We start from the raw sequence: 24,816 nt of genomic DNA on the forward strand, positions 1-24,816 counted from the left end.
GGCGCTCTGGTTGTGCAGCAGGTGCTCGTACCAGTGACCGACCACGTACTCCGGGATGATCACGGAGACCGCGTCGCGCGGGGACTCCTTGCGGCGCACGGGTCACACGGAGATGACGGCGTGCAGCTCGGCACCGGCGAGTGCCCGGCCGAGCCGCTCGCGTCCGCCGAGGAAGCCCAGTTCCAGCAGCACGGCCAGGGCGGCCGGCGTCGCTCCGGTGGACCGGACCAGATCCAGGACGGCCTCGGCGGTGCCGCCCGTGGCCAGGACGTCGTCGACGACCAGGACCCGGTCCCGCGCGTCGAGGGCATCGGCCTTGAGCTCGATCACCGCGCTGCCGTACTCAAGGTCGTAGCCGCGTGACAGGGTGGGCCCCGGCAGCTTGCCGGCCTTGCGTGCCGGCACGAAGCCGACGCGGGCCCGCGCGGCGACGGCGGCGCCGAGGATGAACCCCCGCGCCTCCACGCCGACGATCCTGGTCGCCCCGAGCCGGACGCACTCGTCGGCCAGCAGATCGACGAGGCCGCCGAACGCGACGGGGTCGGACAGCAGGGGGGTGATGTCCTTGAACACCACTCCCGGGCGCGGATGATCGGGCACGTCCCGGATCCGCTCGTGCAGCAGGGCGAGCACGGCGTCCCGGCCGGCCCGGCTCGTCGTGGTCATCACAGGCTCCTGGAGGGAGGGAAGAGCGGGACAGACGCATGCCTCCGACACCGGCGCACAGGTGTCGGAGGCCACGGCGTCAGCACGACGCGTACGGCGCCTCGGCCGTCACGCCTCCACGATCCGCACGGAGAACCGGCTGCCGGGAGAGACCGGCCACTTCGCGAGGAAGCTGTCCTGGTTCCGGCCGAACGCCAGCGTCCCGCGGCTGTTGACGTAGGCCAGCGGCTCGCCGATCCCGACCTCGCCGAACGTCGGGTGGAACGGCACGTCCGCCTCCGCGTCGTCGAACGTGACGCGCAGGGTGCGCCCGACGAGCTCGTCCACGGGCGCGATCAGGTCCGCCTTGACGTTGGTCCACACATTGCCGAAGGCCTTGTCGATCCGGGTGATCTCGCCCTCGGCGCCGCCGTCGGGAAGGGCGCGGCCCTTCTCGTAGGGCAGGAGCACGATGTCCTCCAGCGGCAGCGCCGCACCGACCGTCTCCGGCGCGGTGCCGGCGGCCATGTGCGCGCCCACGGCGGCGACCACGTCCTTGCCGTACCAGGTGGGCGTCACCGGCTGGTTCATCACGTGCGGGGACGTCACCTCCCAGGCCTGCACCGCCGGGACGTTGGCCAGCGCGTAGGTGAGCAGGCCGTTGTTGGGGGCGACGAGCAGCTGCCCCTTGTTGTTGCGCACCACGATGGTGCGCGTGCTGGTGCCGGTCTCGGGATAGACGTACGCCGTGATGACCGTCCACGCCGGGTACGACTCCGGGACGTCGGCGAGGTAGAGCGCGCCCTCGCGTACGTCGAACGGCGTGACCTGGTGCGTGATGTCGGTGATCGTCGCCTCGGGCGCGATGGTGTGGATCAGGCCCTTGCAGAGCGAGTGAGCCTCGTCGTGCGAACCGATGTCGGAGAGGAAGGCGATGAGCGGCTTGGGCATGAGACATCCTCCGGCTGGTGAGGTGGGGGCGCCATTCGGGCGGGCCCGTCTTCCTGCTGAGGAAATTCCACCAGGCCGCGAGGGCGGCTCCATCGGCTGAACAGAGCCACCGGATATGCCGTCGGCGCGCAAAGATTCGCCGTTCGGTACTTGACAGTGAATGGGCCCCGATGCCGAATTCGCTGACGGCGGCCCGGTCCGGCGAAAATGCGAACGGCCCCGGACCGCAGTGGTCCGGGGCCGTTCGCAAAAATGGGGAGTGCGTTGTCCCGCGGCGGCCGTTATCCGGCGGCGGCCGCACGCAACGCGGCCGCGCGGTCGGTCCTTTCCCACGTGAAATCGGGGAGTTCGCGGCCGAAATGACCGTAGGCGGCCGTCTGCGCGTAGATCGGGCGGAGCAGGTCGAGGTCACGGATGATCGCGGCCGGTCGGAGGTCGAAGACCTCGGTGACGGCCCTCTCGATCTTCTCGGTCCCGACCGTGTGCGTGCCGAAGGTCTCCACGAAGAGACCGACCGGCTCGGCCTTGCCGATGGCGTAGGCGACCTGGATCTCGCAGCGCGAGGCCAGCCCGGCGGCGACGACGTTCTTGGCGACCCAGCGCATCGCGTAGGCGGCCGAGCGGTCCACCTTGGACGGGTCCTTGCCGGAGAAGGCGCCGCCACCGTGGCGGGCCATGCCGCCGTACGTGTCGATGATGATCTTGCGGCCGGTCAGGCCGGCGTCGCCCATCGGACCGCCGATCTCGAAACGGCCGGTCGGGTTGACCAGCAGGCGGTACCCCTCCGTGTCCAGCTTGACGCCGTCGTCGGGGAGTCGGTCCAGGACGTGCTCGACGACCTGGGCGCGGAGGTCGGGGGTGAGAGTTGCGTCGAGGTCGATGCCGGCGGCGTGCTGGGACGACACCACAACGGTGTCGAGCCGCACGGCCTTGTCGCCGTCGTACTCGATGGTGACCTGCGTCTTGCCGTCCGGGCGCAGATAGCGGAGGGTGCCGTTCCGGCGGACCTCGGACAGGCGGTGCGACAGGCGGTGCGCCAGGGTGATCGGCAGCGGCATCAGCTCCGGGGTCTCGTCGCAGGCGTAGCCGAACATCAGGCCCTGGTCGCCCGCGCCCTGCGCGTCCAGGTCGTCGCCCCGCTCCGCGGCGCCCTCGACGCGCCGTTCGTACGCCGTGTCGACTCCCTGCGCGATGTCCGGCGACTGCGCGCCGATGGACACCGAGACACCGCAGGAAGCGCCGTCGAAGCCCTTGTGCGAGGAGTCGTAGCCGATGTCGAGGATCTTGTCGCGCACGAGCTGCGCGATCGGCACGTACGCCGTGGTCGTCACCTCGCCGGCCACGTGCACCAGACCGGTGGTGATCAGCGTCTCGACGGCGACGCGGGACGTGGGGTCCGCACGCAGCAGCGCGTCGAGAACGGTGTCGCTGATCTGGTCGGCGATCTTGTCGGGGTGCCCCTCGGTCACGGACTCCGAGGTGAACAGACGGCGCGTCATTCCGGCCTCCTACCGGGCGAGCTGGACAGAGCGGACAGGACGGCGCGGGTCGCCGCCTCGGTGTCGTCGGTGCCGCCGAGGTCGTGGGTGCGCAGCCCGACGCCGACCGCGCGCTCGACGGCACCCTCGACGGCGTCGGCCTCCGCCTCCAGGCCGAGCCCGTGGCGCAGCAGGAGCGCGGCGGACAGGATCATGCCCAGCGGGCTGGCGATGCCCTTGCCCGCGATGTCCGGGGCGGACCCGTGCACCGGCTCGAACAGGGAGCCCGGCACGGGCCGGCCCGGGTGCGGCAGCGCGGGGAGCGAGGCGCTGCTCAGCAGGCCGAGGGAGCCGGCGAGGGCGGCGGCCTCGTCGCTGAGGATGTCGCCGAACATGTTCTCCGTCAGCAGCACGTCGAACCGGGCGGGCGCGGTCACCAGAAGCATCGCGGCCGTGTCCACCAGGACGTGCTCCACGGTCACGTCGGGATACTCGTGCGCGGCGAGCCTGGTCACCACCTCGCGCCAGAGCCGGGACGTCTCCAGCGCGTTGGCCTTGTCCACCGAGGCCAGCAGGGGCGGACGGCCCCGGGCGGCGGCCCGGCGCCGCGCCAGCTCGAACGCGACGCGGGCCACGCGCTCGATCTCCGCCACGGTGTACTGGCAGGTGTCATGGGCGCGTTGACGGGCCCCGGCACCGCTGCGACCCCGGTCGCCGAAGTACAGCCCGCCGGTCAGTTCACGGACGACCAGCAGGTCCACGCCGTCCACGTACGCGCTGCGCAGCGGGCTGGCCGCGCGCAGCGCCGGCAGCGGGCGGACGGGGCGCAGGTTCGCGAACAGGCCCAGGACGGAGCGTAGTTCGAGCAGTCCCTGCTCGGCGCGCGGCGCCGCGGGGTCGGTGGGCTGCACCCCGGTGCCCACCGCGCCCAGCAGCACGGCGTCGGACTCGCGGCAGCCGCTCACGGTGTCCGGCGGCAGCGGCAGGCCCCGCGCCCGCAGCGCGGCGGCGCCGATCGCGTACTCGTGGAACTCGAAGTCGCCGACTTCGGACAGCACCCGCTGGGCGGCGGGCATGATCTCCGGGCCGATCCCGTCGCCCGGCAGCACGGCGATCCGGTAGGTCATGCCACCGCGCCGATCGCCGGTGGCAGATCCGCCGGAGCGGCCAGGGAGCCGAGCACCGCGGTGGCGGCGGCGACGGCGGGTGACACCAGGTGGGTACGGGCACCGTCGCCCTGGCGGCCCTCGAAGTTGCGGTTCGACGTCGACGCGCTGCGCCCGCCCGGGGAGACCCGGTCCGGGTTGACGCCGATGCACATGGAGCAGCCCGCCGAGCGCCACTCGGCTCCGGCGGCGGTGAAGACCAGGTCGAGTCCCTCCTTCTCGGCCTGCTCCCGCACCGCGGTCGAGCCGGGCACCACGAGCATGCGCAGCCCCGGCCTGATCCGCCGGCCCCGCAGCACGTCCGCGGCGGCCCGCAGGTCCTCGATCCGGCCGTTGGTGCAGGAGCCCACGAAGACGGTGTCGACGGCGATGTCCCGCAGCGGCGTACCCGCGGCCAGCCCCATGTAGGCGAGCGCCGACTCGGCGGCGGCGCGCGCGGCGGGGTCCGGGAGCGACGCCGGGTCGGGCACGGACGACGCCAGCGGGGCCGCCTGGCCCGGGTTGGTGCCCCAGGTGACGTACGGGCTGAGCGCGGAGCCGTCGATGACGACCTCGGTGTCGAACTCGGCGTCGTCGTCGGTGCGCAGTGTGGACCAGTGGGCCGCCGCTGCGTCCCAGTCGGCCGCGCGCGGGGCGAAGCGCCGGCCCCGCAGATAGGCGAGTGTGGTCTCGTCCGGTGCGACCAGGCCCGCCCGCGCCCCGGCCTCGATCGACATGTTGCACAACGTCATCCGGGCCTCCATGGACAGGGCCCTGACCGCCTGGCCCCGGTACTCGATCACATGGCCCTGGCCGCCGCCCGTGCCGATCTCCGCGATGACGGCGAGGATCAGGTCCTTGGCGGTGACACCCGGCGGCAGCGTCCCGGTCACGGTGACCGCCATGGTGCGCGGCCGGCTCACCGGCAGCGTCTGCGTCGCCAGGACGTGCTCGACCTCGCTGGTGCCGATACCGAAGGCGAGCGCCCCGAACGCCCCGTGCGTGCTGGTGTGGCTGTCTCCGCAGACGATGGTCATCCCGGGCTGGGTCAGGCCGAGTTCGGGGCTGATCACATGGACGATGCCCTGCTCCGCGTCCCCGAGCGAGAACAGGGGGACGCCGAACTCGGCGCAGTTGCGGCGCAGTTGCTCCACCTGGGCGCGGGAGACCGGCTCGGTGATGGAGAGCAGCCCTGCCGCCGTGTTCTCGGTCGGTACGTTGTGGTCCTCGGTCGCGAGGGTCAGGTCCGGGCGCCGGGGGCGCAGCCCCGCCGCGCGCAGCCCGTCGAAGGCCTGCGGGCTGGTCATTTCGTGCATCAGGTGCAGATCGATGAAGAGGAGGTCGGGGCCGCCGTCCGTGGTGTCCACCACATGCCGGCGCCAGATCTTCTCCGCGAGTGTCAGTCCCACGTCGCTCTCCCCCTCAGCGCTTGCTCAGCAGGAGGCCGCGCCAGCTGGCGTCCGCGGTCCAGCCGCCGTCCACGCTCAGCGAGGCCCCGTTGACGTAGCCGCTCTTGCGCTCGTCGGCGAGGAACGCGACCGCCTGGGCGACGTCGTCGGGCTCCGCGAAGCGCCCGAGGGGGGAGCGTTCGGTGATGTCCTCGGCGGTGTAGAAGCCCCGGGCCTGGTTGGTCGCGTTCATGTCCGTGTTGACATAGCCGGGGCACACGGCGTTGACGCGGACGCCCCGCGCGCCCCACTCCACCGCCAGGGCGCGGGTCAGGCCGACGACACCGTGCTTGCTGACGACGTACGACGCGCGATCGGGAGCGCCCTGCAGCCCCAGCAGGGAGGCGATGTTGACGATGCTGCCGCCGCCCTGCCCCAGCATGCGGCGGCCGAACTCGCGGCTGCACAGGAACGTGCCGGTGAGATTGACCCCGAGGACCCGGTTCCAGTCCTCGCCCGCCAGCTCCTCCGTCGGCGTGATCAGGTTGACGCCGGCGTTGTTCACCAGGACGTCCACCCGCCCGAAGGAGCCGGCCACCTGCTCCGCGAGGCCCACGACGTCCGCTTCCCGCGAGACGTCACCGACCAGGGAGACGACCTGCCGGCCGGCCGCCTTGACGGCCTCCTCCGTCTCGTCGGCGGCGGTCACGTCGATCAGTGCCAGATCGTGTCCGCCGGCCGCGAGCGTCTCCGCGATACGCCGGCCGATGCCGCGCCGCGCTCCGGTGACCACCGCGACCCGGCCGTGCCCCACTCGTGTGCTCAGGGATTCACTCATGCCGGGGACGCTACGGTCCGGCCGCCGCCTGCCACATGTGGAGACAGGGGGGCATCCGCGGCTACGGACCGAACAGCCGGGGCGGACCAACCGGCCTGGCCGTCTACCACTTTCCTCGCAGGAGACGGGCCGCCCGTCGGAGGTCCGCGCCCGTGGACCCGGCGTACTCATAGGGGGATCGACGCGAGCGCGGCCCATGCATCGAAGGAGTGTCCATGTCCTCACGGGAAACCCGGGCGGAACTGGGAGTCATCGGGGGAAGCGGCCTGTACGGCCTGGACGGCCTGGAGGACGTACGCGAGACCCGGGTGAGCACCCCGTACGGCGAGCCGAGCAGTGCGGTGGTGACCGGCACTCTGGGCGGCGTGGGCATCGCCTTCCTGGCCCGGCACGGCCGGGGGCACCGGCTGCTGCCGGGCGAGGTGCCCTACCGGGCCAACGTCTACGCGCTGAAGTCGCTGGGCGTACGCCGGATCCTCAGCGTCAGTGCGGTCGGCAGTCTCCGTGAGGACCACGCTCCGGGCGACATCGTGATCCCCGATCAGATCGTCGACCGGACCCGGGGGGTGCGGCCCGCCACGTTCTTCGGCGACGGGCTGGTCGCCCATGTGCCGTTCGCCGACCCCTACTGCGCCGCGCTGCGCCCCGCCGTGGCCGCCGCCGTGCGCGGCTCGTCCGGCGCGGTCGTGCACGAGCGGGGGACGTACTGCTGCGTCGAGGGCCCGCGGTTCTCCTCCCGCGCGGAGTCGCACCTCTACCGGTCCTGGGGCCTGGACGTCATCGGCATGACCGCCCTGCCCGAGGCGTCCCTGGCCCGCGAGGCCCAGTTGTGCTACGCGGGGATGGCCCTGGTGACGGACTACGACTGCTGGCGCGAGGACACCGAGGAGTCGGTCACCGCGGAGGCGGTGAGCGACGTCATGCGGCGCAACTCCGCCACGGCCCAGGCGGCCGTGGCCGAACTGGTCAAGCGGCTTCCCGCGCCAGGCGCCTGCGGCTGCGCGAACGTGCTGGAGACGTCCGTGCTCACGCACGGCGGGGTCGCCGCGCTCGCCGCGCGTGCCGACACCGCCTGGCTGGTCGACGGCGCGGCCGGCACCCGCCGGGAGACCGGCGATGAGTGACCGCGCGGACAGCGCCGACGAGCCCGTCGCCGTCTCCGCGGGCGCCCAGGCCGCCCCCGTCACCGGCCGCCCCGCCGGCGCGGCGGCGGGACTCGGCGGGCTCGGTCTGTGCACCCTGCTGGTCGGGGCGTCCCTGCCGCTGCTCGACTACTACATCGTCAATGTGGCGCTGCCGTCGATGCAACAGGACCTGCACACGTCGCAGTCCCTGCTCGAACTGGTCGTGGCCGGGTACGGCGTGGCCCACGCCGTGCTCCTGGTGCTGGGCGGCCGCCTCGGTGACCGCTTCGGCCGGCGGCGGCTGTTCCTGTGGGGGATGGCGGCCTTCGGCGTGACCTCCCTGGTGTGCGGGCTGGCCCCCGACGCGTGGACCCTGGTGGTCGCCCGCGTGGCCCAGGGCGCCGCGGCCTCCCTGCTGCTGCCCCAGGTGCTGGCCACCATCCAGGCGACCACCGAGGGGGCGCGGCGCGGCCGGGCCATCGGCCTGTACGGCGCCACGACCGGACTCGCCATGGTGGTCGGACAGATCCTCGGCGGTGTGCTGGTGGCCGCGGACATCGGCGGCACCGGATGGCGTGCGGTCTTCCTGGTCAACGTGCCCGTGGTGCTCGTCGGACTCTCGCTGGCCGCGCGCGGCGTGCCCGAGACCCGCTCGGACCGGCCGCATCCGGTGGACACGCCCGGCACGCTGCTGCTCGCCCTCACCCTGGCCTGCCTGCTGCTTCCGCTGACCGAGGGCCGGGCGGCGGGCTGGCCGTGGTGGGCCTGGATCCTGCTGGTGGCCACGGTTCCGGCGGCGTTCGCGTTCGCCTCGGTGGAACGACGCGCGGACCTGGCCGGCCGTACCCCCTTGCTGCCGCCGTCACTGATCGGCGTACGCAGCATGCGGCGGGGGCTGGTGATGGTGCCCACGTTCTCCATCGGGTTCGGCGGCTTCATGTTCTGCATCGCCGTCGCGCTCCAGGAGGGGCTGCGCTTCGGCCCGGTGACCGCGGGCATCGCGCTGGCGCCGATGGCGCTTGCCTTCTTCGCGGCCTCACTCGTCGGCCCCTCCCTGGTCGCCCGGTACGGCGCCCGGGTCGCCGCGGGCGGCGCCGCGGTCCAGATCGCCGGACTCGTACTGATCGCCGTGGTGGTCAGGGCCGGATGGCCCGACATCGGGGTGCCGCTGCTGGCCCCGGGGATGGCGATCGCCGGCTTCGGCCAGGGCCTGGTGATGCCGGTCGTCTTCCGGGTCGTGCTCTCCGACGTGCCGAACGCGATGGCGGGCGTGGGCAGCGGCGTGATGATCACCGCCCAGCAGTCGATGCTCGCGCTGGGCGCGGCGACGCTCGGTTCGCTGTTCCTGAGCCTCGCACCCGGAAGAGGGATGCGCGACGCCCTGGTCACGACGCTGACGGTGCAGATCGTGATGGGCGTAGGAACGCTGTTGCTCGGATTGCGCCTGCCCCGGAGGCTGTCATGACCCAGCACGATGTGTCCGGACCCGTCTACGCCCTGAACCTCTTCGACCTGGCAGACCGTCAGGAGTACCTGGCGTACGCCCGGCGTTCGAGCGCGGAGGTCGCCCGGCACGGCGGCCGGGTCGTGGCGCTGGGTCGGCTGCGCGAGGTCGTCACCGGGGACATCACGCCGCGACAGGTGCTGATCCTCGTCGAGTGGGAGTCGGAGGCGGCCTTCAGGAGCTATGTGGACGATCCGGCCCTGGCGGACCTGCATCCCCACCGGGTGAACGGATCGGCCTCCTACATCTGGCACCTGTTCGACCGCCTGGAAGACCTCAGGCCCCTGCTGAAACCAGACGACCACGGAGCCGACCGCGACTGAACCGAGTCACTCGCCGACGCCGGAAACGATCAAAGGCCGGTTTCGGAATCCTCCGAAACCGGCCCGGACCAGCGACTCTCACGAGTCGGGACGACAGGATTTGAACCTGCGACCCCTTGACCCCCAGTCAAGTGCGCTACCAAGCTGCGCCACGTCCCGTCGCACTCACGCGCGGTGTCCCGCGTGATCGTGCGGACAGAACTTTACCCCACGCCCGGGGGTGCGCCGAAGAAGGCCCCGGCCGGGCGGGGGACAATCGGCGGTATGACGAACGCGGGCGCATCGGATGCCAGGGACCGGGACGCGACCGGGCGGGCCCGGAACGCGCGGCCCCGGGACGGGCTGGGGCGACCGCTGCCGTACGGCGCCGAGGGCGTCCCGCGGCAGCCGGAGGGGGTCCTGCGGGCGCCGGAGTCGACGGTCGCCGAGGCGCAGGAGCTGCTGGCGGCGGGACGGCCGTTCCACGCGCACGAGGTGTTCGAGGACGCCTGGAAGTCGGGCCCGGAGGACGAGCGCACGCTGTGGCGGGGGCTGGCCCAGCTGGCCGTGGGGCTCACCCACGCGGCCCGCGGGAACGCCGTCGGCGGGGCCCGGCTGCTGCGGCGGGGCGCGGGCGCGGTCGAGGAGTGGCAGACCGAGCGGGGCGAGGACCGGCCGCACGGGCTGGACCTGCCGGGGCTCGCCCGGTGGGCGCGGGAGCTGGCCGGGCGCGTGGAGCAGAACGGCTCGCGGCCGGTGGACGCGCGGACCGAGGCGCCTCGGCTGCGCCCCTGACCGGGGCGCCGTCGCAGCGTGTGCGGAGGCGGTGGACGCGCTGTCAGTGGCATGCGGCAGACTCGGGGGCGTGCGAAAGATTCATGTCATCGGTATCGGCGCGGGCGACCCCGACCAGCTGACTCTCCAGGCGGTCAAGGCGCTGCGGGGCACGGACGTGTTCTTCCTGCTCGACAAGGGCGAGGTGAAGAGCGATCTCACGCGGCTCCGCCGGGACATGCTGGACGCGCATCTGCCCGAGGGGTCGTACCGGGTGGTGGAGGCCCGGGATCCGGAGCGGGACCGCAAGGCGGGCGGGGCTGCCTACTCGCCGGCCGTCGGTGACTGGCGCAGCGCCCGCGCCGGGATCTACGCGCGGCTGATCGTTGAGGAGCTGGGCGAGGACGACACCGGCGCCTTCCTGGTGTGGGGGGACCCCGCGCTGTACGACAGCACGCTGGGGATCCTGGAGGAGGTGCTGGAGCGGGGCGCGGTGGAGTTCACGTACGACGTCGTGCCCGGCGTCAGCAGTGTCTCCGCGCTGGTGGCCCGGCATCGCACGGGGCTGAACCGGGTCGCCCGGCCGGTGCAGATCACCACCGGGCGGCGGCTGGCCGAGGGCTTCCCCGAGGGGGTGGACGACGTGGTCGTGATGCTGGACGCCCACCAGACCTTCCGGGAGTACGCCGAGGAGGACATGGACATCTACTGGGGCGCCTACATCGGCACACCGGACGAGATCCTCGTCTCCGGGCCGATCGCCGAGGCCGCTCCGCGCATCGAGCGACTGCGGGCCGAGGCACGGGAGCGCAAGGGCTGGATCATGGACACGTACCTGCTGCGGAGAAACCCGGGGGACGCCTGAGGCACCGGGCGGCCCGCCGATACCGGCGCCGTGCGGGTCGCCCGCCGAAACCCGACAGCGCCCTCCGAAGACTCCCACCGGCGCCTCGGACCGGGACACGGCCTTCAGGGCGAGAGTCCCGCCTGCGCCGCAGAACCGGACGCGGCCCTCAGGGAGGGGAGTCCCCCGGCACCTCGAATCCCGACGCGCCCCTCACGACCTGAAACGCACCGACGCTCCAAAGCCCGACGCGCCCGTCAGACCCGAGACGCACCGGCACCTCACAGCCCACGCCCCCTCACGGCCCCGCTGCCCCCTCCGCCCCGAAGCCCAGCCTCTCCAGTGCGGCCGGCACGTCCGGCGCCGCCGTCACGCCCTCCGGCAGGGGAGGTCGGCGGACGACCAGCACCGGCAGGCCGAGGTCGCGTGCGGCCGTCAGTTTCGCGGCCGTTGCCTCGCCGCCGCTGTCCTTGGTGACCAGGACGTCGATCCGGTGGGCGCGCAGGAGTTCCGTCTCGTCGGGAACCGTGAACGGGCCGCGGGCCAGGATCACCCGGGTGTCCGGCGGCAGCGGCGGCTCGGGCGGTTCCACCGAGCGGACGAGGAAGTGCAGCCCGGTCAGCCGGGCGAAGGCCGCGAGGCCGAGGCGTCCGGTGCTGAGGAACACCCGGCGGCCGAGGCCGGGCAGGGCCTCGGCGGCCCCGGCGAGGGACGGGACGTCGTGCCAGCGGTCGCCGGGGCCCGGCCGCCAGCCGGGACGCCGCAGGACGACGGCGGGGACGCCCGTGGCCCCGGCCGCCCGGGCCGCGTGGGCGGTGATCGTCTCGGCGAACGGGTGGGTGGCGTCCACCAGGGCGTCCACCCGGTGCGCGCGCAGCCAGTCGGCGAGGCCCTCCGGCCCGCCGAAGCCTCCGACGCGCACCTCGCCGGGCAGCTCCCCGGGCCGGGAGACCCGGCCGGCCAGCGAGGTGGTGACCCGGACGCCGGGCCGGGCGGCGAGGTCGGCGGCGAGGCGGCGGGCCTCGGTGGTGCCGCCGAGGATCAGGACGTGCGCGGGCATAGGGGTGAGCGTACGAGGTCGTACGGGCCGGTGCGCCGCCCGGGTCGCTACGGTCGGACCATGGAATCCATGGCGTCCGTGCGTGCCGTCCTGATCGACATCGACGGGGTCCTCACCGTGTCCTGGAAGCCGCTGCCCGGTGCGGTCGCGGCGCTGCGCGCCCTGCGCGCGGCGGGGCTCGGTGTGGCTCTGGTGACCAACACGACGTCCCGGACCCGGGCGTCGATCGCCGAGACGCTGTCGGGGGCCGGTTTCGAGGTGAGCGCGCAGGACGTGCTGACCGCGCCCGCTGTCACCGCCGCCCATCTCGCCGAGCACTTTCCGGGCGCCCGCTGCGCGCTGCTCAACTGCGGGGACATCGAGGCGGACCTGGGGGACGTCACCCTGGTCGACGAAGGCGCCGACGTGGTCGTGGTCGGTGGGGCCGGTCCCGGGTTCGACTACGCGGCGCTCAACCGGGCCTTCGGGGAGCTGCAGCGGGGAGCGCGGCTGGTCGCCATGCACCGCAACCTGTACTGGCGGACCGACGAGGGGCTGCAACTGGACTCCGGTGCCTTCCTGGTGGGACTGGAGCAGGCCGCGCGGGTGGAGGCGGAGGTCACCGGCAAGCCGTCCCGGGCGTTCTTCGAGACGGCGCTGGCCCGGCTGGGGGTGGGCGCGGAGCAGGCGCTGATGGTCGGCGACGACATCGAGTCGGACGTGCTCGCGGCGCAGCGGGCCGGGCTCACGGGGGTGCTGGTGAAGACGGGCAAGTACCAGCCGGAGACGCTCCGGGACGCCGACGGCACGCCGGACCATGTCGTGGACTCGTTCGCGGACGTCCCGGAGCTGCTCGGGCTGCTAGCGGAGTAGCAGTTGCACCCCGCCCACGATCGTCGCCGCGATCACGAGTTGTTCGAAGAGCCGCTGGTTGATCCTGTTCACAGCCCACTTGCCGAACAACGCACCGGGCACGACGAACACCGCGAGTGCCGCGTCGAGGAGCAGTGAGTTCCCGTCGATCAGGCCCAGGCCCGCGCTGAACGGCACCTTCGACACGTTCACGATGAGGAAGAAGAACGCGGAGGTGCCCAGGAAGCCGAGCTTGCGGAAGCCGGCGGAGAGCAGGTACAGCGACATCACCGGCCCGCCCGCGTTGGCGACCATCGTCGTGAACCCGCCGAGCACGCCGTACGAGCGGGCCTTCATCCGGCCCGCCCGGCTCGTCACCGCCTCCGGCGCCCCGGGGGTCTCGGCCGTCCGCCGGCGCCACACCGTCACCCCGGCCATCAGCAGCAGGATCGCGCCGATCGAGGTCCGTACGATCCCGTCGTCGGCCCACACCAGGAACAGCGTGCCGGCCACCACGCCCGCCGCCACCGCCGGGAACAGCCGCCACAGCGTGGGCCAGTGCGCGTGCCGCCGGTAGGTGAGGACGGCGAGGACGTCGCCGGCGATCAGGACGGGCAGCAGTACGCCGGTGGAGGCGCGGGCGGGCAGGACCGCGGCGAAGATCGCGAGACTGACCGTGTTGGCCCCGCTCACCGCGGTCTTGGAGAAGCCGACGAGCAGGGCCGCGAAGGCGAGCGCGGCGAACTCCCAGCCGGATATGTGCCAGAGCGTCATCGTGTTCATGTGGAGACCGATGCTATGCACACGCATCCACCGGTGTCAGGGCCGTCTCGCCGATCGGCCCCTAACGGCCCGTGAACCGCGTCCGCAGCTCCCGCTTCAGCACCTTCATGCTCGGTCCCATCGGCAGCGCGTCCGTGAACTCCACGCGCCGCGGGTACTTGTGCTTGCCCAGGTGCTCCTTGGACCACTCGGTGAGCGCGGCGGCGTCGGAGGGGGTGCCGGGGGCCGGGACGACGACGGCGCACACCTCCTCTCCGTGCAGGTCGTCGGGCAGGCCGATGACGGCGACCTGGGCGATGGCCGGGTGCCGCATCAGGACCTCCTCGACCTCCCGCGGGTAGACGTTGTAGCCGCCGCGGATGATGACGTCCTTCTTGCGGTCCACGATCCGCAGGAAGCCCTCCTCGTCCTTGGTTCCGAGGTCGCCGGTGCGCAGCCAGCCGTCCACCAGGGCCTCGGCGGTGGCCTCGGGGCGGCCGAGGTAGCCGGAGAAGATGTTGTGGCCGCGGACGACGACCTCGCCCAGCTCGCCGGTCGGCAGCAGCTCGATCCGGTCCTCCAGCTCGGCGCGGGCGATCTCCACGTCGATGCCCCACAGCGGGTGGCCGATGGTGCCGGCCTTCGTGCCGAACACGGGCTGGTTGACGGTGGCGCTCGGCGAGGTCTCCGACAGCCCGTACCCCTCGTAGATCTTCGCCCCGAACGCGGCCTCGAACCGCTCCAGTACGGCGACCGGGAGCGAGGCCCCGCCGGAGATGCACACCCGTAGCCCGGGAAGCCGGCCGGCGTCGGCGGCTGCCGCCGCGAGGGCGACGAACATGGTCGGCACGCCGTGGAAGGTGTTCACGCCCTCCCGCACCATCAGCTCGATGGCACGGGCCGCGTCGAAGCGGGGCATCAGCACGAGCGTGGAGCCGGCCCGCCAGGTGGAGTTGAGCGACACCGTCTGGCCGAAGGCGTGGAACAGCGGCAGCGCGCCGAGGGCGATGTCGTCGACGCGGATGTCGTTGGCGTCGAAGGCGTTGACGGTCGCGTTCATCACGATGTTGAAGTGGCTGAGCACGGCGCCCTTGGGGACGCCGGTCGTCCCGCTGGTGTAGAAGATCACCGCGGGGTCGTCGGCGGTCCGGCTGACGTACGTCGGGAGGGGCTCCGCGTCCGCCGTGTGCCGCGCGAGCTCGCCGCCCAGGGTGACGGTCCGGACGCCGACCGCCTCGGCCGCGGCGCGGCCGGTCTCCGCCTGCGCCGGGTGGACGAGCAGCAGGGTGGCCCCGCTGTCGCGCAGGACGTGCTCGACCTCGCCGGCCGACAGCAGCAGGTGCACGGGGACGACGACACCGCCCGCCGCGACGATCGCGTAGTAGGCGACCGGGAACTCGGCGGTGTTGGGGGCCATGAGGGCGACCCGGTCGCCGGGCCGTACGCCGAGCCGGGTGAGCGCGCCGGCCTGGGCCAGCGCCCGCTGCCACACCTCGGCGAAGGTGAGCCGCAGGTCGCCTTCGACCAGGGCGGTCTTGTCGGGGCGGCGCCGGGCGTTCTCGGCGAGGATGGCGGCGACGGACAGGGTTGCCATGGAGTGCTGCTCCGTTTCCTAGCTGCGGCTCGTGCTACCGGATCTCCGTGCGGGGAGCCCCCGTTGAGGACGCCTCAGTGCCTCTCGACCAGCACCGCGCTGCCCTGCCCGACCCCCACGCACATGGTCGCGAGCCCGCGCTCCGCGCCCGTGCGCCGCATCCGGTGCAGCAGGGTGGTGAGGATGCGGGCGCCGGAGCAGCCGAGGGGGTGGCCGAGGGCGATGGCGCCGCCGGTGGGGTTGACCAGCTCCGGGTCGATGCCCAGCTGGTCGACGCAGGCCAGTGCCTGCGCGGCGAACGCCTCGTTGAACTCGGCCTCCTGCAGGTCGCCGATCTCCCAGCCGGCCCGGGCCAGCACCTTGCGGGTGGCGGGGACCGGGCCGATGCCCATCACGTCCGGGTGGACGCCGGCGGAGGCGCCCGCGACATACCGGCCGAGGGACTCAAGACCCAGCTCGTTCAGGGCCTCTTCGCTGACCAGCAGCAGGCCGGCCGCGCCGTCGTTCATCGGCGAGGCGTTCCCGGCGGTGACGGTGCCGTCGGCGCGGAAGACCGGCTTGAGCCGGGACAGCTTCTCCAGCGAGGTGTCCTCGCGGACGCACTCGTCCTGCTCGACCACGATGCCGTCCGCCCGCTCGACGGGCAGGAGTTCGTCGTCGAAGTGGCCGTTCTTGCGTGCGGCGGCGGCGAGCTGGTGGCTGCGCAGCGCGAACGCGTCCTGGCGGGCGCGGGAGACGCCGTAGCGTACGGCGACCTCCTCGGCGGTCTCGCCCATGGAGAGCAGGCCGTGCAGCTCCCGCATGGCGGGGTTGACCAGCCGCCAGCCGAGCCGGGTGTCATGGGTCTCGATGCGCTGCGGCAGGGCCTCGTCGGGGCGGGGCAGCACGAAGGGGGCGCGGCTCATCGACTCGGAGCCGCCGGCGATCACGATGTCGGCCTCGCCCGCGGCGATGGTCCGGGCGGCGGCGGTGACGGCTTCGAGTCCGGAGGCGCACAGCCGGTTGACGGTGGCGCCGGGTACGGAGTCGGGCAGTCCGGCGAGCAGGGCCGCCATCCGGGCGACGTTGCGGTTGTCCTCGCCGGCCTGGTTGGCGGCGCCCCAGTAGACGTCGTCGATCCGGGCCGGGTCGAGCGCGGGCACGTCGGCCACCAGGCGGCGGATCACGGTGGCGGCCAGATCGTCGGGGCGGACGGAGGAGAGGGCCCCGCGCAGCTTGCCGAGGGGCGTGCGGCGGGCGGTCGCGAAATGAACGGGACGCACGGCTGGGACTCCTGACCTACGACGCTGTGGATCAGCACGGACTGCGCAGCACAGTTAATTAGCACTGCTAGTTTTTGACTATAGACCTCCCACCGCCCCGCTGGGAAGATCCCCCGGGACTTCACCGAGACAGCTGGAGGAGATATGCCCCACGTCCGCGAGCACGTCCTCGACGGCACGCGCGGAGCCGTCGCCGTACGCGAGTGGCCGCACCCGGCCCCCCCGCCTGCTGGCGCTCCTGGTGCACGGGTACGGCGAGCACGCCGGCCGGTACGACGCTCTCGCCGCCGTGCTCACCGGGCGGGGCGCCGCCGTGTACGCACCCGACCACATGGGGCACGGCCGGTCGGCCGGGGAGCGGGTGCTGATCGAGGACTTCGAGGACGTCGTCACGGATGTGCACGCGGTGGCCGACCTGGCCCGGGCCGCGCACCCCGGCCTGCCGCTGGTCCTGGTCGGCCACTCCATGGGCGGGCTGATCGCGGCCCGCTACGCCCAGCGGTACGGCGACGAGCCGAGCGCGCTGATCCTGTCCGGCCCGGTGATCGGCGCCTGGGACCTGCCGGGCCGGCTGCTGGCCCTGGACGAGATCCCGGACACCCCGCTGAGCCCGTCCGCGCTCTCCCGGGACCCGGCGGTGGGCGCCGCCTACGCCGCCGATCCGCTGGTCTGGCACGGCCCCATGAAGCGGCCGACGCTGGAGGCGTTCGCCCGGACCCTGGACACCGTCGCCCGGGGCGGTGACGTCGGCCCGCTGCCGCTGCTGTGGCTGCACGGCGACGACGACCGGGTGGTCCCGCTGCCCGGGAGCCGGATCGGGGTCGAGCGGCTGAGCGGCGGCCGGCTGACCGAGCGGATCTTCCCGGGGGCACGGCACGAGGTGTTCCACGAGACGGACAAGGCGGAGGCGCACGCCGAGGTGATCCGCTTCCTGGACCGGGTACTGCCCCGCTGATCAGCCGGTTTGCCGCCCCGCACCACGGGCACCCGCCCTTTCGGACAAGACCGCAGATGCCGACGGAAGGGGCCTACACACCATGACCGTGGTCAAGAGCACGCTGCCCGACGAGGCACGCGGTGTCACCGGGACCGCCCTGCAGGAGACGCTGATCGACCTGCTCGGGCTGTCGCTGATCGGCAAACAGGCGCACTGGAACATCGTCGGTCCGCGGTTCCGGTCGATCCACCTCCAGCTGGACGAGGTGGTCGCCACGGCCCGCGGCCACTCGGACACGGTGGCCGAACGCGCCGCCGCGCTGGGCGTGCCGCCGGACGGCAGGCCGGAGACCATCGCCGCGACCTTCGCACTGCCCGGCACCAAGGACGGCTGGCTGCGCGACACCGAGGTGGTGGAGCTGATGGTGGCGACGCTGGAGGCGGCCATCGGCCGGCTGCGCGAGCGGATCGACGCGACCGAGAAGGCCGACCCGGTCACCCAGGACCTGCTGATCACCATCACCGCCGACCTGGAGAAGCAGCGCTGGATGTTCGAGGCCGAGAACCACCCGCACGCCGACGCGAGCTAGCGCACCCGGCCCCCACGGAAGGGAAGACCCATGGCCGACTCCCTGGAACTCGACGCGTTGTGGCAGGACTTCCACCGCGTGGTGAACATGACCTCGGCGGAACTCGCGGCCTGGCTGCGGGTCCGGGACGCCGACGAGGAGACGGAGCCGCTGCCGGAGGAGGCGGGCACGCCCACCGGGCAGCACGTCCTCGCGATCCTGCAGAAGCGCCGCACCGATCTCACCGACGACGACGTCCGGGTGATGCACGAGGTCGTCGACACGGTCGGTGAGCTGGTCGACATGGAGAACGAGCCGGAGCCGGAGACCACACCGGAGGACACCCGCCGCCGGCACCGGCTGATGACGCTGGGCCACGACCCGCTCAAGCCGTAGCCCGGGAACCACACGAACGGCGGGCGGATCATGAACCGCGACGAACGGGTCGTGCACGAGCTGGTGTCCGAGTACGGGCGGACGTACGCCGAGGAGGCGGGCATCCGGCTGAAGGACACCCCGCAGCCGCTGTACCGGCTGCTGGTGCTGTCCCTGCTGCTCAGCGCCCGGATCCGGGCCTCGGTCGCGGTGGCCACCGCCCGGGCCCTGCACGAGGACCACCTGGACAGCCCCCGCCGGATGGCCGAGGCCGACTGGCAGCAGCGGGTGGACGCGCTCGGCCGGGGCGGCTACCGCCGTTACGACGAGCGTACGGCCACCCAGCTGGGCGACGGCGCCGAGCTGTTGACCGAACGCTGGGGCGGGGACCTGCGCCGGCTGCACCGGGAGGCCGAAGGCGACATCGACGACCTCAGGCAACTCCTCCAGGAGGAGCCCGGCATCGGGCCGGCCGGCGCCGACATCTTCCTGCGCGAGGCGCAGCGGGTGTGGCCGGATGTCGCCCCCTACCTGGACGGCAAGGCGCTGTCCGGCGCCGCGCGGCTCCGCCTGCCGAAGGACCCCGGGAAACTGACCGAGCTGGCCGGGAACACCCAACCCGCCGTCCTGGCCGCCGCGTTGGTACGGGCGGCGCTGGACAAGGAGGTGGCCGAGGACTGTCTGCGCCGCGCCGCGTGATCGTGTCAGACTGCTCCCCGCACGCCCCGGAGCGACCACCGGGACGCGAACGAACCGAGGAGCAGCACGTGACGGGGACCGGGCCGGACATCCAGGGCATCGACACCACCCGGCCGCATCCGGCCCGGGTGTACGACTGGTTCCTCGGCGGCAAGGACAACTACCCCGTCGACGAGCAGCTGGGCCGGCAGATCGCGGCGCTCGACGGCGGCGCCCCCGAGGCGGCCCGCGCCAACCGGGCGTTCATGCACCGGGCCACGCGGGCGCTGGCCGCGGAGGCGGGAATCCGCCAGTTCCTGGACATCGGCACCGGCATACCGACCGAGCCGAACCTGCACCAGATCGCCCAGTCCGTGACCCCCGACGCCCGCGTGGTCTACGTCGACAACGACCCGATCGTGCTGGCCCACGCGAGCGCGCTGCTGCGCGGCACCCGCGAGGGCGTCACGGAGTACGTGCAGGCCGACGCCCGCGATCCGCGCACCATCCTCGAACGGGCCGCCCGCGTCCTGGACTTCGACCGCCCGGTGGCCCTCTCCCTCATCGCCCTGCTCCACTTCGTCGCCGCCGAGGACGGCGCCCACGACCTGGTCACCACCCTGGTCGACGCGCTGGCTCCGGGCAGCGCGCTGGTGCTGTCGACGATGACCGCCGACTTCGACCCGGAGAACGTGCAGAAGGGCATCGCCATGTACGCGGCGGGCGGAGTGACCCTGGTGTCACGGTCGCACGCCGAAGTGGGCACGTTCTTCGAGGGACTCGACCTGCTGGAGCCGGGCATCGTGTCGGTGGCGGACTGGCGCCCCGAGGAGCCGCCGGCGGCCACCGACGGCCCGGTCTCGCTGTACGGCGCGGTGGGCCGCAAGCCCGCGAGCTGAGCCCGGACCGGGTCAGGCGGCCGGCCCGCGAGCTGAGCCCGGCCCGGGTCGGGCGGCCACCCTTCTCACTCCTCCCCGAGCGCGGCCTCGTACGCCGCCAGGGTGTCCACGAACATCCGCCGCTGCTCGGCCGACAGCGGTGCCAGCGCCGTGCGCCAGGCCCCGGCGCCCTGGCCCAGCCAGCCGCCCACCGCATCCCGGTGCGCCTCGGCGATGCTCACGATCCGGCGGCGCCGGTCGGCCTCGTCCTCGCGCCGCTCCAGGATCCCCTTCCGGCTCAGCTCCCCCACCATCAGGCTCACGGTCGTCGGCGCGACCTCAAGGCCCGCGGCCAGCTCGTTCACGGTCATCGGCCCGTCGAACAGCAGCATCGCCAGTAGCGAGAGGTGCCGGGGCGTCAGCGCCATCGTCCGGAACTCCTCCGGCACCGGAATCCGCTTGGCCCGCCCCACCATGCGCGGCATCAGCAGGAGCAGCGCGCGGATCGTCTCGTCCACGTCCAGGCCGGAGCCGTCTTGTGCGCGTGCGTCGGTTGACACGGACCACACCCCTCAATAGCTTTGCTCACAAAGATATTTTGCTTCCCAGGCAAATACATCTGTGTCGATGGTATCGAGAGGGGCTCTCCCATGCCCACACAGCATCCCTCACCACTGGAGCTGAACCAGCAGGTCATCGAGGAGTTCCGGGCGAACGGCGGCCGGGTCGGCGGCATGTTCGAGGGGGCGCGGCTCCTGCTGCTGACCACCACGGGCGCCCGCACCGGCCGGCGGCGCACGACCCCGGTGGCCTACGCCCGCGACGGGGACCGCCTCCTGGTCTTCGGCACCAACGCGGGCGGTCCGGCACACCCGGCCTGGTACCACAACGCCGTCGCGCACCCGGCCGTCACCGTGGAGATCGGTACGGACGACGGCCGCGTCGACCGGTTCCCGGCCACCGCCGAGCCCCTGCGGGGCGCGGAGCGCGACACCCGGTTCCGGGCCCAGTGCGAGCGCGACCCGGCCTTCGCCGCCTACGAGGCCGCGACCACCCGGGTGATCCCGGTGGTGGCCCTGCACCGCGCCGATCCGGCCGACGCGGCCCGCAACCGCGCGATCGGCGCGTTCCTGCTCCGGGTGCACGGCGAACTGCGCGCGGAGCTGGCCTCGCTGCGCACGGCGCTGGCCGAGGGGCCGGCCTCCGCGGAGCGTCCGCGGGCGCCCGCCCTGGGCCGCCGGCTGGCCACGCACTGCCTGACGTTGTGCGCCTCGCTGCACGGCCACCACACCAACGAGGACGGCGCGTTCGCCGGCTTCGAGCGGCAGTTCCCCGAACTGCGCCCGGCCATCGCCCGGTTGCGGCGCGAGCACGAGACGGTGGCCCGGGCGGTCGACGGCATCGAGACCCTCGTCGGCCGGCTCTCCACCGAGCCCGCGGGCGCGGACACCGACCGGCTCCGGGCCGAAGTGGACCTCCTCTGCTCAGCGTTGGAGGCGCACTTCGCCTACGAGGAGGAGCAGCTGCTGCCGGCCCTGCTGGGCCCGGCCGGGGAAGGTGACTAGGGCAGCGGTATGCCGAGGACCTCGGCGACGGTCCGCAGTACGCCGTTGTCGGTGTTGGACGGGGCGAGGTGGCGGGCCCGGCGGACGACCTCCGGGTGGGCGTTGGACATGGCGTACGACCAGTCGGCGGCGTCCAGCATCTCCAGGTCGTTGAGGTAGTCGCCGAAGACCATGGTCTGCGCGGGCGTGATGCCCAGCTCGCGCTGGAGGCCGCGCAGGGCGGCGCCCTTGTTCGCGGCGGGGTGCATCACGTCGACCCAGTGCTCGCCGGAGACCACGACCTGGTGCGTGGCCGCGAACGCCGCCAGGGCCGGGGCGGTGGTGCGCTCGGCGGGGCCGAAGTCGAACAGGGCCACCTTGATCACGTCGTCCTCGACGGCGGTGACGTCCTCGACGACACGGTGTTCGACGTAGTACTTGCGCACCTCCGCCAGGAACGCCTCGTCGGTCCGCTCGACGTACGCCGACCGCTTGCCGCAGACCACGGCGCCCACGTCGACGCCGTCCGCGACCAGCCGGCGCACGGTCCGGGCGAGGTCCGCCGCGACGGACCGCTCCAGCGGGGCGGAGCCGAGTTCCACGCCGTCGCGGACCACGTAGGTGCCGTTCTCCGCGATGAACACCATGCCCTCGGCCACCTCGGCGAACTGCCGGGCCAGCGTGGCGTACTGGCGACCGCTCGCCGGGCTGAACAGCACCCCGCGGCGGCGCAGTTCGGCGAGCATCGGCCACAGGCCGTCGGGAATCCGCTGGGCGTCGTCCAGCAGGGTGCCGTCCATGTCGGTGACGATCAGCCGGATGTCGGCCGGGCCGGCGGCCGGGGCGGTCGTGTCGACGAGGGGCGCGGGCGTCGCGGGCATGTCCTTCTTCCGTCCGGGAACCGTGGTACTGGGCGGGCCGGCGGGGGCCCGAAGGCCCAGTGTTCCTCATGTGCCGCGAGGCGCCGCAGGGTGCCCGGGACCGCACGCCGCGCGTTTCCCGGGACAGCCCGATCAAGGAGCGGCACAATGACGGCGGAGCACCGCACGGGAGAAGGGCGGGAACGTGACCGAGGGCGATTCCCCGACGACCGGCCCGGCGAGGCCGAACACCTCCGTGGCGCACAACGCGCGGGTCTGGAACTACTGGATCGGCGGCAAGGACAACTACGAGGTCGACCGGCGCGTCGGCGAGCACGTCGCCGGGATGTTCCCGGTGATCCGGGACGTGGCCCGCGCGGACCGGGAGTTCCTCGGGCGGGCGGTGCGCTTCCTGGCCGCCGAGCGCGGGATCCGCCAGTTCCTCGACATCGGCACCGGACTGCCGACGGTCGACAACACCCACGAGATCGCCCAGCGGATCGCGCCCGAGTCGCGGATCGTCTACGTCGACAACGACCCGATCGTCCTCGTGCACGCCCGCTCGCTGCTCACCAGCTCCCCCGAGGGCGTCACCGACTACATCGACGCCGACGTGCGCGAGCCGGACGTCATCGTCCGGTGTGCCGCCGAGACCCTCGACCTGGACCGGCCGGTCGCGGTGATGATGCTGGGCATCCTCAACTTCGTGCTGGACACCGACGAGGCCCGGGACATCGTGCGACGGCTCATGGCGTCGGTCCCCCCGGGCAGCCACCTGGTGCTCACCCACCCGACGTACGACGCCGAGGTGGGCGGCGAGGGCAACAGGGCCGCGATGGAGTTCTGGAACGCCAACGCCACCCCGCCGATCACGGCGCGCAGCCGCGCCGAGATCGCCGCGTTCCTCGACGGTCTGGAGCTGGTCGAGCCGGGTCTGGTGCCGTGCTCGCGGTGGCACGCCGGGCCGGATGCCGCCGTGGTACCGCAGTACGGCGCGGTGGCCGTGAAACCCTGACCTCGCCCCGTCCCCTGGCCCCCGGCCGGGGCCGAGCCCGTCGAGGAGGACGCATGACCACTCTCGCCGACCCCGTGCCCGGCGGACGCCCCGGCGATCTGCGGAGGGTCCCCGCCCTCACCGCCGACCTGGCCGCGCAGGGCGTGCACGGGATCGTCCTGGCCTATGCGGACACGGCGGGCATCGCCCGGGTCAAGACGATCCCGACGGCACGGCTGGAGGCGGCCGTGGCCTGGGGTGTCGGCATGTCGCCGGTGTTCGACACCTTCCTCGCCGACGACTCCATCGTCACCACCGACGTCCTCGGCTCCCCCGACGGCGACCTCAGGCTCTACCCCGACCTCGACCAGCTCGTCCCGCTGGCCGGGCAGCCCGGCTGGGCCTGGGCTCCCGTGGACCGGATCACTCAGGAGGGCGAGCGGCACCCCGGCTGCGCCCGGACCTTTCTGCGCCGCGTCGTCACGGACGCCGCCGACCGCCACGACCTCGTCTTCAAGGCGGCCGTCGAGATCGAGTGGGCGGTCGGACTCGGCTCGGCGCCCGGCACGGAGTTCGTCCCGGCGGCCCTGGGCCCGGCGTACGGCGCGGTCCGGCAGATCGAGCTGAGCGACTACACCGCCGACCTGCTGGCCGCGCTCACCGCCCAGGGCGTGGACGTGGACCAGATCCATCCCGAGTACGCGGCCGGGCAGTTCGAGGTCTCGGTGGGCGCGCTGGACCCGGTCGCGGCGGCCGACCGCAGCCTGCTGGTGCGGCAGACGATCCGGGCGGTGGCCCAGCGGCACCGGCTGCGGGTCTCCTTCGCGCCCGCGTACCTGCCCGAGGGGGTCGGCAACGGCGGCCATCTGCACCTGTCCTGCTGGCGCGACGGGCTGAACCTGCACTCCGGCGGCGAGGGCCGGTACGGCATGACGGTCGAGGCGGAGGCCTTCGCGGCCGGGGTCCTCGCCCACCTGCCCGGGCTGACGGCGGTCACCGCCCCGAGCCCGGCCAGCTATCTGCGGCTCCAGCCCTCCCAGTGGGCCGGCGTCTACACCGCCTGGGGCCGGGAGACCCGCGAGGCCGCCCTGCGGATGATCACGGGCACGGCGGGCCGCCACGACCAGGACGCCAACATGGAGGTCAAGCCGGTCGACCTGGCCGCCAACCCGTATCTGGCCCTCGGCTGTGTGATCGCCGCCGGACTCGACGGCATCACGGCCGCCCGCACCCTGCCCGAGGAGATCACCGGAGACCCGGCCCGCTACGGCCCCGACGAGGCGGCGGCCCTGGGCGTACGGCGGCTGCCGCAGTCGCTGCCGCAGGCCGTCGAGGAGTTCCGCGCGGACAAGGTGCTGCGGGCCGCGCTGGGCCCGGTCCTCGCGGACGCCGTGACCGCCGTACGGCTCGGCGAGGCGGCGGCCGTCGACGGGCTCGGCCCCGTCCAGGTGGCGGCGGCCTACCGCTGGACGTACTGACC

General features: G+C 73.2%; 25 protein-coding genes, 1 tRNA gene and 1 pseudogene. 14 read left to right on the forward strand and 13 right to left on the reverse strand.

Features of this window, described 5'->3' with window-relative positions; translation table 11 throughout:
- Positions 1-102 precede the first annotated feature (102 nt).
- From ABZ937_RS40340 to ABZ937_RS40365, 6 genes are all read right to left on the reverse strand, one after another.
- Positions 103-666: an adenine phosphoribosyltransferase gene (locus tag ABZ937_RS40340; RefSeq protein ID WP_361700002.1), complete on the reverse strand. Its 564-nt coding sequence runs from the start codon at positions 664-666 to the stop codon at positions 103-105.
- A 108-nt stretch (positions 667-774) separates the two neighbouring features.
- Positions 775-1,596 (reverse strand): SAM-dependent chlorinase/fluorinase, encoded by an 822-nt coding sequence (locus tag ABZ937_RS40345; protein WP_361700005.1) that lies wholly within the window; start codon positions 1,594-1,596, stop codon positions 775-777.
- A 281-nt stretch (positions 1,597-1,877) separates the two neighbouring features.
- The gene (metK, locus tag ABZ937_RS40350) at positions 1,878-3,095 is read right to left on the reverse strand and encodes a methionine adenosyltransferase (RefSeq protein ID WP_361700008.1); all 1,218 of its coding nucleotides are present in this window, start codon (positions 3,093-3,095) and stop codon (positions 1,878-1,880) included.
- Positions 3,092-4,201, reverse strand: coding sequence for a 3-isopropylmalate dehydrogenase (gene leuB / locus ABZ937_RS40355; RefSeq protein WP_361700011.1), 1,110 nt, complete (start codon positions 4,199-4,201; stop codon positions 3,092-3,094). Before leuB ends, metK begins: the two co-directional genes overlap by 4 nt.
- Positions 4,198-5,628 (reverse strand): 3-isopropylmalate dehydratase large subunit, encoded by a 1,431-nt coding sequence (gene leuC, locus ABZ937_RS40360; RefSeq protein WP_361700013.1) that lies wholly within the window; start codon positions 5,626-5,628, stop codon positions 4,198-4,200. Before leuC ends, leuB begins: the two co-directional genes overlap by 4 nt.
- A gap of 13 nt (positions 5,629-5,641) precedes the next feature.
- Positions 5,642-6,445 carry a 3-oxoacyl-ACP reductase family protein gene (locus ABZ937_RS40365; RefSeq protein WP_361700016.1) on the reverse strand — a complete coding sequence of 268 codons (804 nt, stop codon included), beginning with the start codon at positions 6,443-6,445 and terminating at the stop codon, positions 5,642-5,644.
- Between the two features lie 215 nt (positions 6,446-6,660).
- On the opposite strand from ABZ937_RS40365, the gene mtnP reads away from it, so the two are divergent.
- Genes mtnP through ABZ937_RS40380 form a run of 3 tightly spaced genes read left to right on the forward strand, consistent with a single transcriptional unit; the run spans position 6,661 to position 9,396 of the window.
- The gene (gene mtnP / locus ABZ937_RS40370) at positions 6,661-7,569 is read left to right on the forward strand and encodes an S-methyl-5'-thioadenosine phosphorylase (protein WP_361700018.1); all 909 of its coding nucleotides are present in this window, start codon (positions 6,661-6,663) and stop codon (positions 7,567-7,569) included.
- Positions 7,562-9,034 (forward strand): MFS transporter, encoded by a 1,473-nt coding sequence (locus ABZ937_RS40375; RefSeq protein WP_361700021.1) that lies wholly within the window; start codon positions 7,562-7,564, stop codon positions 9,032-9,034. Before mtnP ends, ABZ937_RS40375 begins: the two co-directional genes overlap by 8 nt.
- Positions 9,031-9,396: a DUF1330 domain-containing protein gene (locus ABZ937_RS40380; RefSeq protein WP_361700023.1), complete on the forward strand. Its 366-nt coding sequence runs from the start codon at positions 9,031-9,033 to the stop codon at positions 9,394-9,396. Before ABZ937_RS40375 ends, ABZ937_RS40380 begins: the two co-directional genes overlap by 4 nt.
- 85 nt (positions 9,397-9,481) lie before the next feature.
- Here ABZ937_RS40380 and ABZ937_RS40385 read toward each other — a convergent pair.
- Positions 9,482-9,555 (reverse strand) — tRNA-Pro (locus ABZ937_RS40385).
- 105 nt (positions 9,556-9,660) lie between these two features.
- On the opposite strand from ABZ937_RS40385, the gene ABZ937_RS40390 reads away from it, so the two are divergent.
- Together ABZ937_RS40390 and cobF are read left to right on the forward strand one after the other, a co-directional pair.
- Entirely contained in the window at positions 9,661-10,170 is a 510-nt protein-coding gene (locus ABZ937_RS40390) for a DUF309 domain-containing protein (protein ID WP_361700026.1), read from the forward strand.
- Positions 10,171-10,240: 70 nt separating this feature from the next.
- Entirely contained in the window at positions 10,241-11,014 is a 774-nt protein-coding gene (gene cobF, locus ABZ937_RS40395) for a precorrin-6A synthase (deacetylating) (RefSeq protein WP_361700028.1), read from the forward strand.
- Positions 11,015-11,291: 277 nt separating this feature from the next.
- On the opposite strand, the gene ABZ937_RS40400 is transcribed toward cobF, so the two are convergent.
- The gene (locus tag ABZ937_RS40400) at positions 11,292-12,053 is read right to left on the reverse strand and encodes a cobalt-precorrin-6A reductase (protein ID WP_361700031.1); all 762 of its coding nucleotides are present in this window, start codon (positions 12,051-12,053) and stop codon (positions 11,292-11,294) included.
- A gap of 69 nt (positions 12,054-12,122) precedes the next feature.
- On the opposite strand from ABZ937_RS40400, the gene ABZ937_RS40405 reads away from it, so the two are divergent.
- A complete protein-coding gene (locus tag ABZ937_RS40405; RefSeq protein WP_361700090.1) occupies positions 12,123-12,905 on the forward strand; it encodes a TIGR01458 family HAD-type hydrolase in 783 nt (260 codons plus the stop codon).
- Here ABZ937_RS40405 and ABZ937_RS40410 read toward each other — a convergent pair.
- The 3 genes from ABZ937_RS40410 to ABZ937_RS40420 all read right to left on the reverse strand — a co-directional run bounded on the left by ABZ937_RS40410 (position 12,894) and on the right by ABZ937_RS40420 (position 16,502).
- A complete protein-coding gene (locus ABZ937_RS40410) occupies positions 12,894-13,667 on the reverse strand; it encodes a sulfite exporter TauE/SafE family protein (protein WP_361700033.1) in 774 nt (257 codons plus the stop codon). The genes ABZ937_RS40405 and ABZ937_RS40410 overlap by 12 nt on opposite strands.
- Positions 13,668-13,728: 61 nt before the next feature.
- Positions 13,729-15,240 (reverse strand): long-chain fatty acid--CoA ligase, encoded by a 1,512-nt coding sequence (locus ABZ937_RS40415; RefSeq protein WP_361700035.1) that lies wholly within the window; start codon positions 15,238-15,240, stop codon positions 13,729-13,731.
- Positions 15,241-15,314: 74 nt separating this feature from the next.
- Complete coding sequence (locus ABZ937_RS40420) at positions 15,315-16,502, reverse strand: acetyl-CoA C-acyltransferase (RefSeq protein WP_361700038.1); 1,188 nt, start codon at positions 16,500-16,502, stop codon at positions 15,315-15,317.
- Positions 16,503-16,646: 144 nt separating this feature from the next.
- On the opposite strand from ABZ937_RS40420, the pseudogene ABZ937_RS40425 reads away from it, so the two are divergent.
- From ABZ937_RS40425 to ABZ937_RS40445, 5 genes and pseudogenes are all read left to right on the forward strand, one after another.
- A pseudogene (locus ABZ937_RS40425) lies at positions 16,647-17,457 on the forward strand (lysophospholipase).
- Between the two features lie 82 nt (positions 17,458-17,539).
- A complete protein-coding gene (locus ABZ937_RS40430) occupies positions 17,540-18,028 on the forward strand; it encodes a DNA starvation/stationary phase protection protein (protein WP_361700041.1) in 489 nt (162 codons plus the stop codon).
- Between the two features lie 30 nt (positions 18,029-18,058).
- The gene (locus tag ABZ937_RS40435; RefSeq protein WP_361700044.1) at positions 18,059-18,403 is read left to right on the forward strand and encodes a DUF3140 domain-containing protein; all 345 of its coding nucleotides are present in this window, start codon (positions 18,059-18,061) and stop codon (positions 18,401-18,403) included.
- Positions 18,404-18,433: 30 nt separating this feature from the next.
- On the forward strand, positions 18,434-19,081 hold the full coding sequence (locus tag ABZ937_RS40440; RefSeq protein ID WP_361700046.1) for an endonuclease: 648 nt from the start codon (positions 18,434-18,436) through the stop codon (positions 19,079-19,081).
- 68 nt (positions 19,082-19,149) lie between these two features.
- On the forward strand, positions 19,150-19,959 hold the full coding sequence (locus ABZ937_RS40445) for an SAM-dependent methyltransferase (protein ID WP_361700048.1): 810 nt from the start codon (positions 19,150-19,152) through the stop codon (positions 19,957-19,959).
- Positions 19,960-20,024: 65 nt separating this feature from the next.
- On the opposite strand, the gene ABZ937_RS40450 is transcribed toward ABZ937_RS40445, so the two are convergent.
- A complete protein-coding gene (locus tag ABZ937_RS40450; RefSeq protein WP_361700092.1) occupies positions 20,025-20,423 on the reverse strand; it encodes a MarR family winged helix-turn-helix transcriptional regulator in 399 nt (132 codons plus the stop codon).
- Between the two features lie 165 nt (positions 20,424-20,588).
- Here ABZ937_RS40450 and ABZ937_RS40455 point away from each other — a divergent pair, with 165 nt between their 5' ends.
- Positions 20,589-21,503, forward strand: coding sequence for a nitroreductase/quinone reductase family protein (locus ABZ937_RS40455; protein WP_361700050.1), 915 nt, complete (start codon positions 20,589-20,591; stop codon positions 21,501-21,503).
- Here the strand turns inward: ABZ937_RS40455 and ABZ937_RS40460 are convergent.
- Positions 21,500-22,363, reverse strand: coding sequence for a Cof-type HAD-IIB family hydrolase (locus tag ABZ937_RS40460; protein WP_361700053.1), 864 nt, complete (start codon positions 22,361-22,363; stop codon positions 21,500-21,502). The genes ABZ937_RS40455 and ABZ937_RS40460 overlap by 4 nt on opposite strands.
- A 184-nt stretch (positions 22,364-22,547) precedes the next feature.
- Between ABZ937_RS40460 and ABZ937_RS40465 the strand changes: the two genes are divergently transcribed.
- Together ABZ937_RS40465 and ABZ937_RS40470 are read left to right on the forward strand one after the other, a co-directional pair.
- Positions 22,548-23,357, forward strand: coding sequence for an SAM-dependent methyltransferase (locus ABZ937_RS40465; RefSeq protein WP_361700056.1), 810 nt, complete (start codon positions 22,548-22,550; stop codon positions 23,355-23,357).
- 53 nt (positions 23,358-23,410) lie between these two features.
- A complete protein-coding gene (locus tag ABZ937_RS40470) occupies positions 23,411-24,814 on the forward strand; it encodes a glutamine synthetase family protein (RefSeq protein ID WP_361700058.1) in 1,404 nt (467 codons plus the stop codon).
- Positions 24,815-24,816 lie beyond the last annotated feature (2 nt).

Origin of the sequence: Streptomyces sp. NPDC046727, from assembly GCF_040645635.1 — a bacterium.
Taxonomy (GTDB): domain Bacteria; phylum Actinomycetota; class Actinomycetes; order Streptomycetales; family Streptomycetaceae; genus Streptomyces.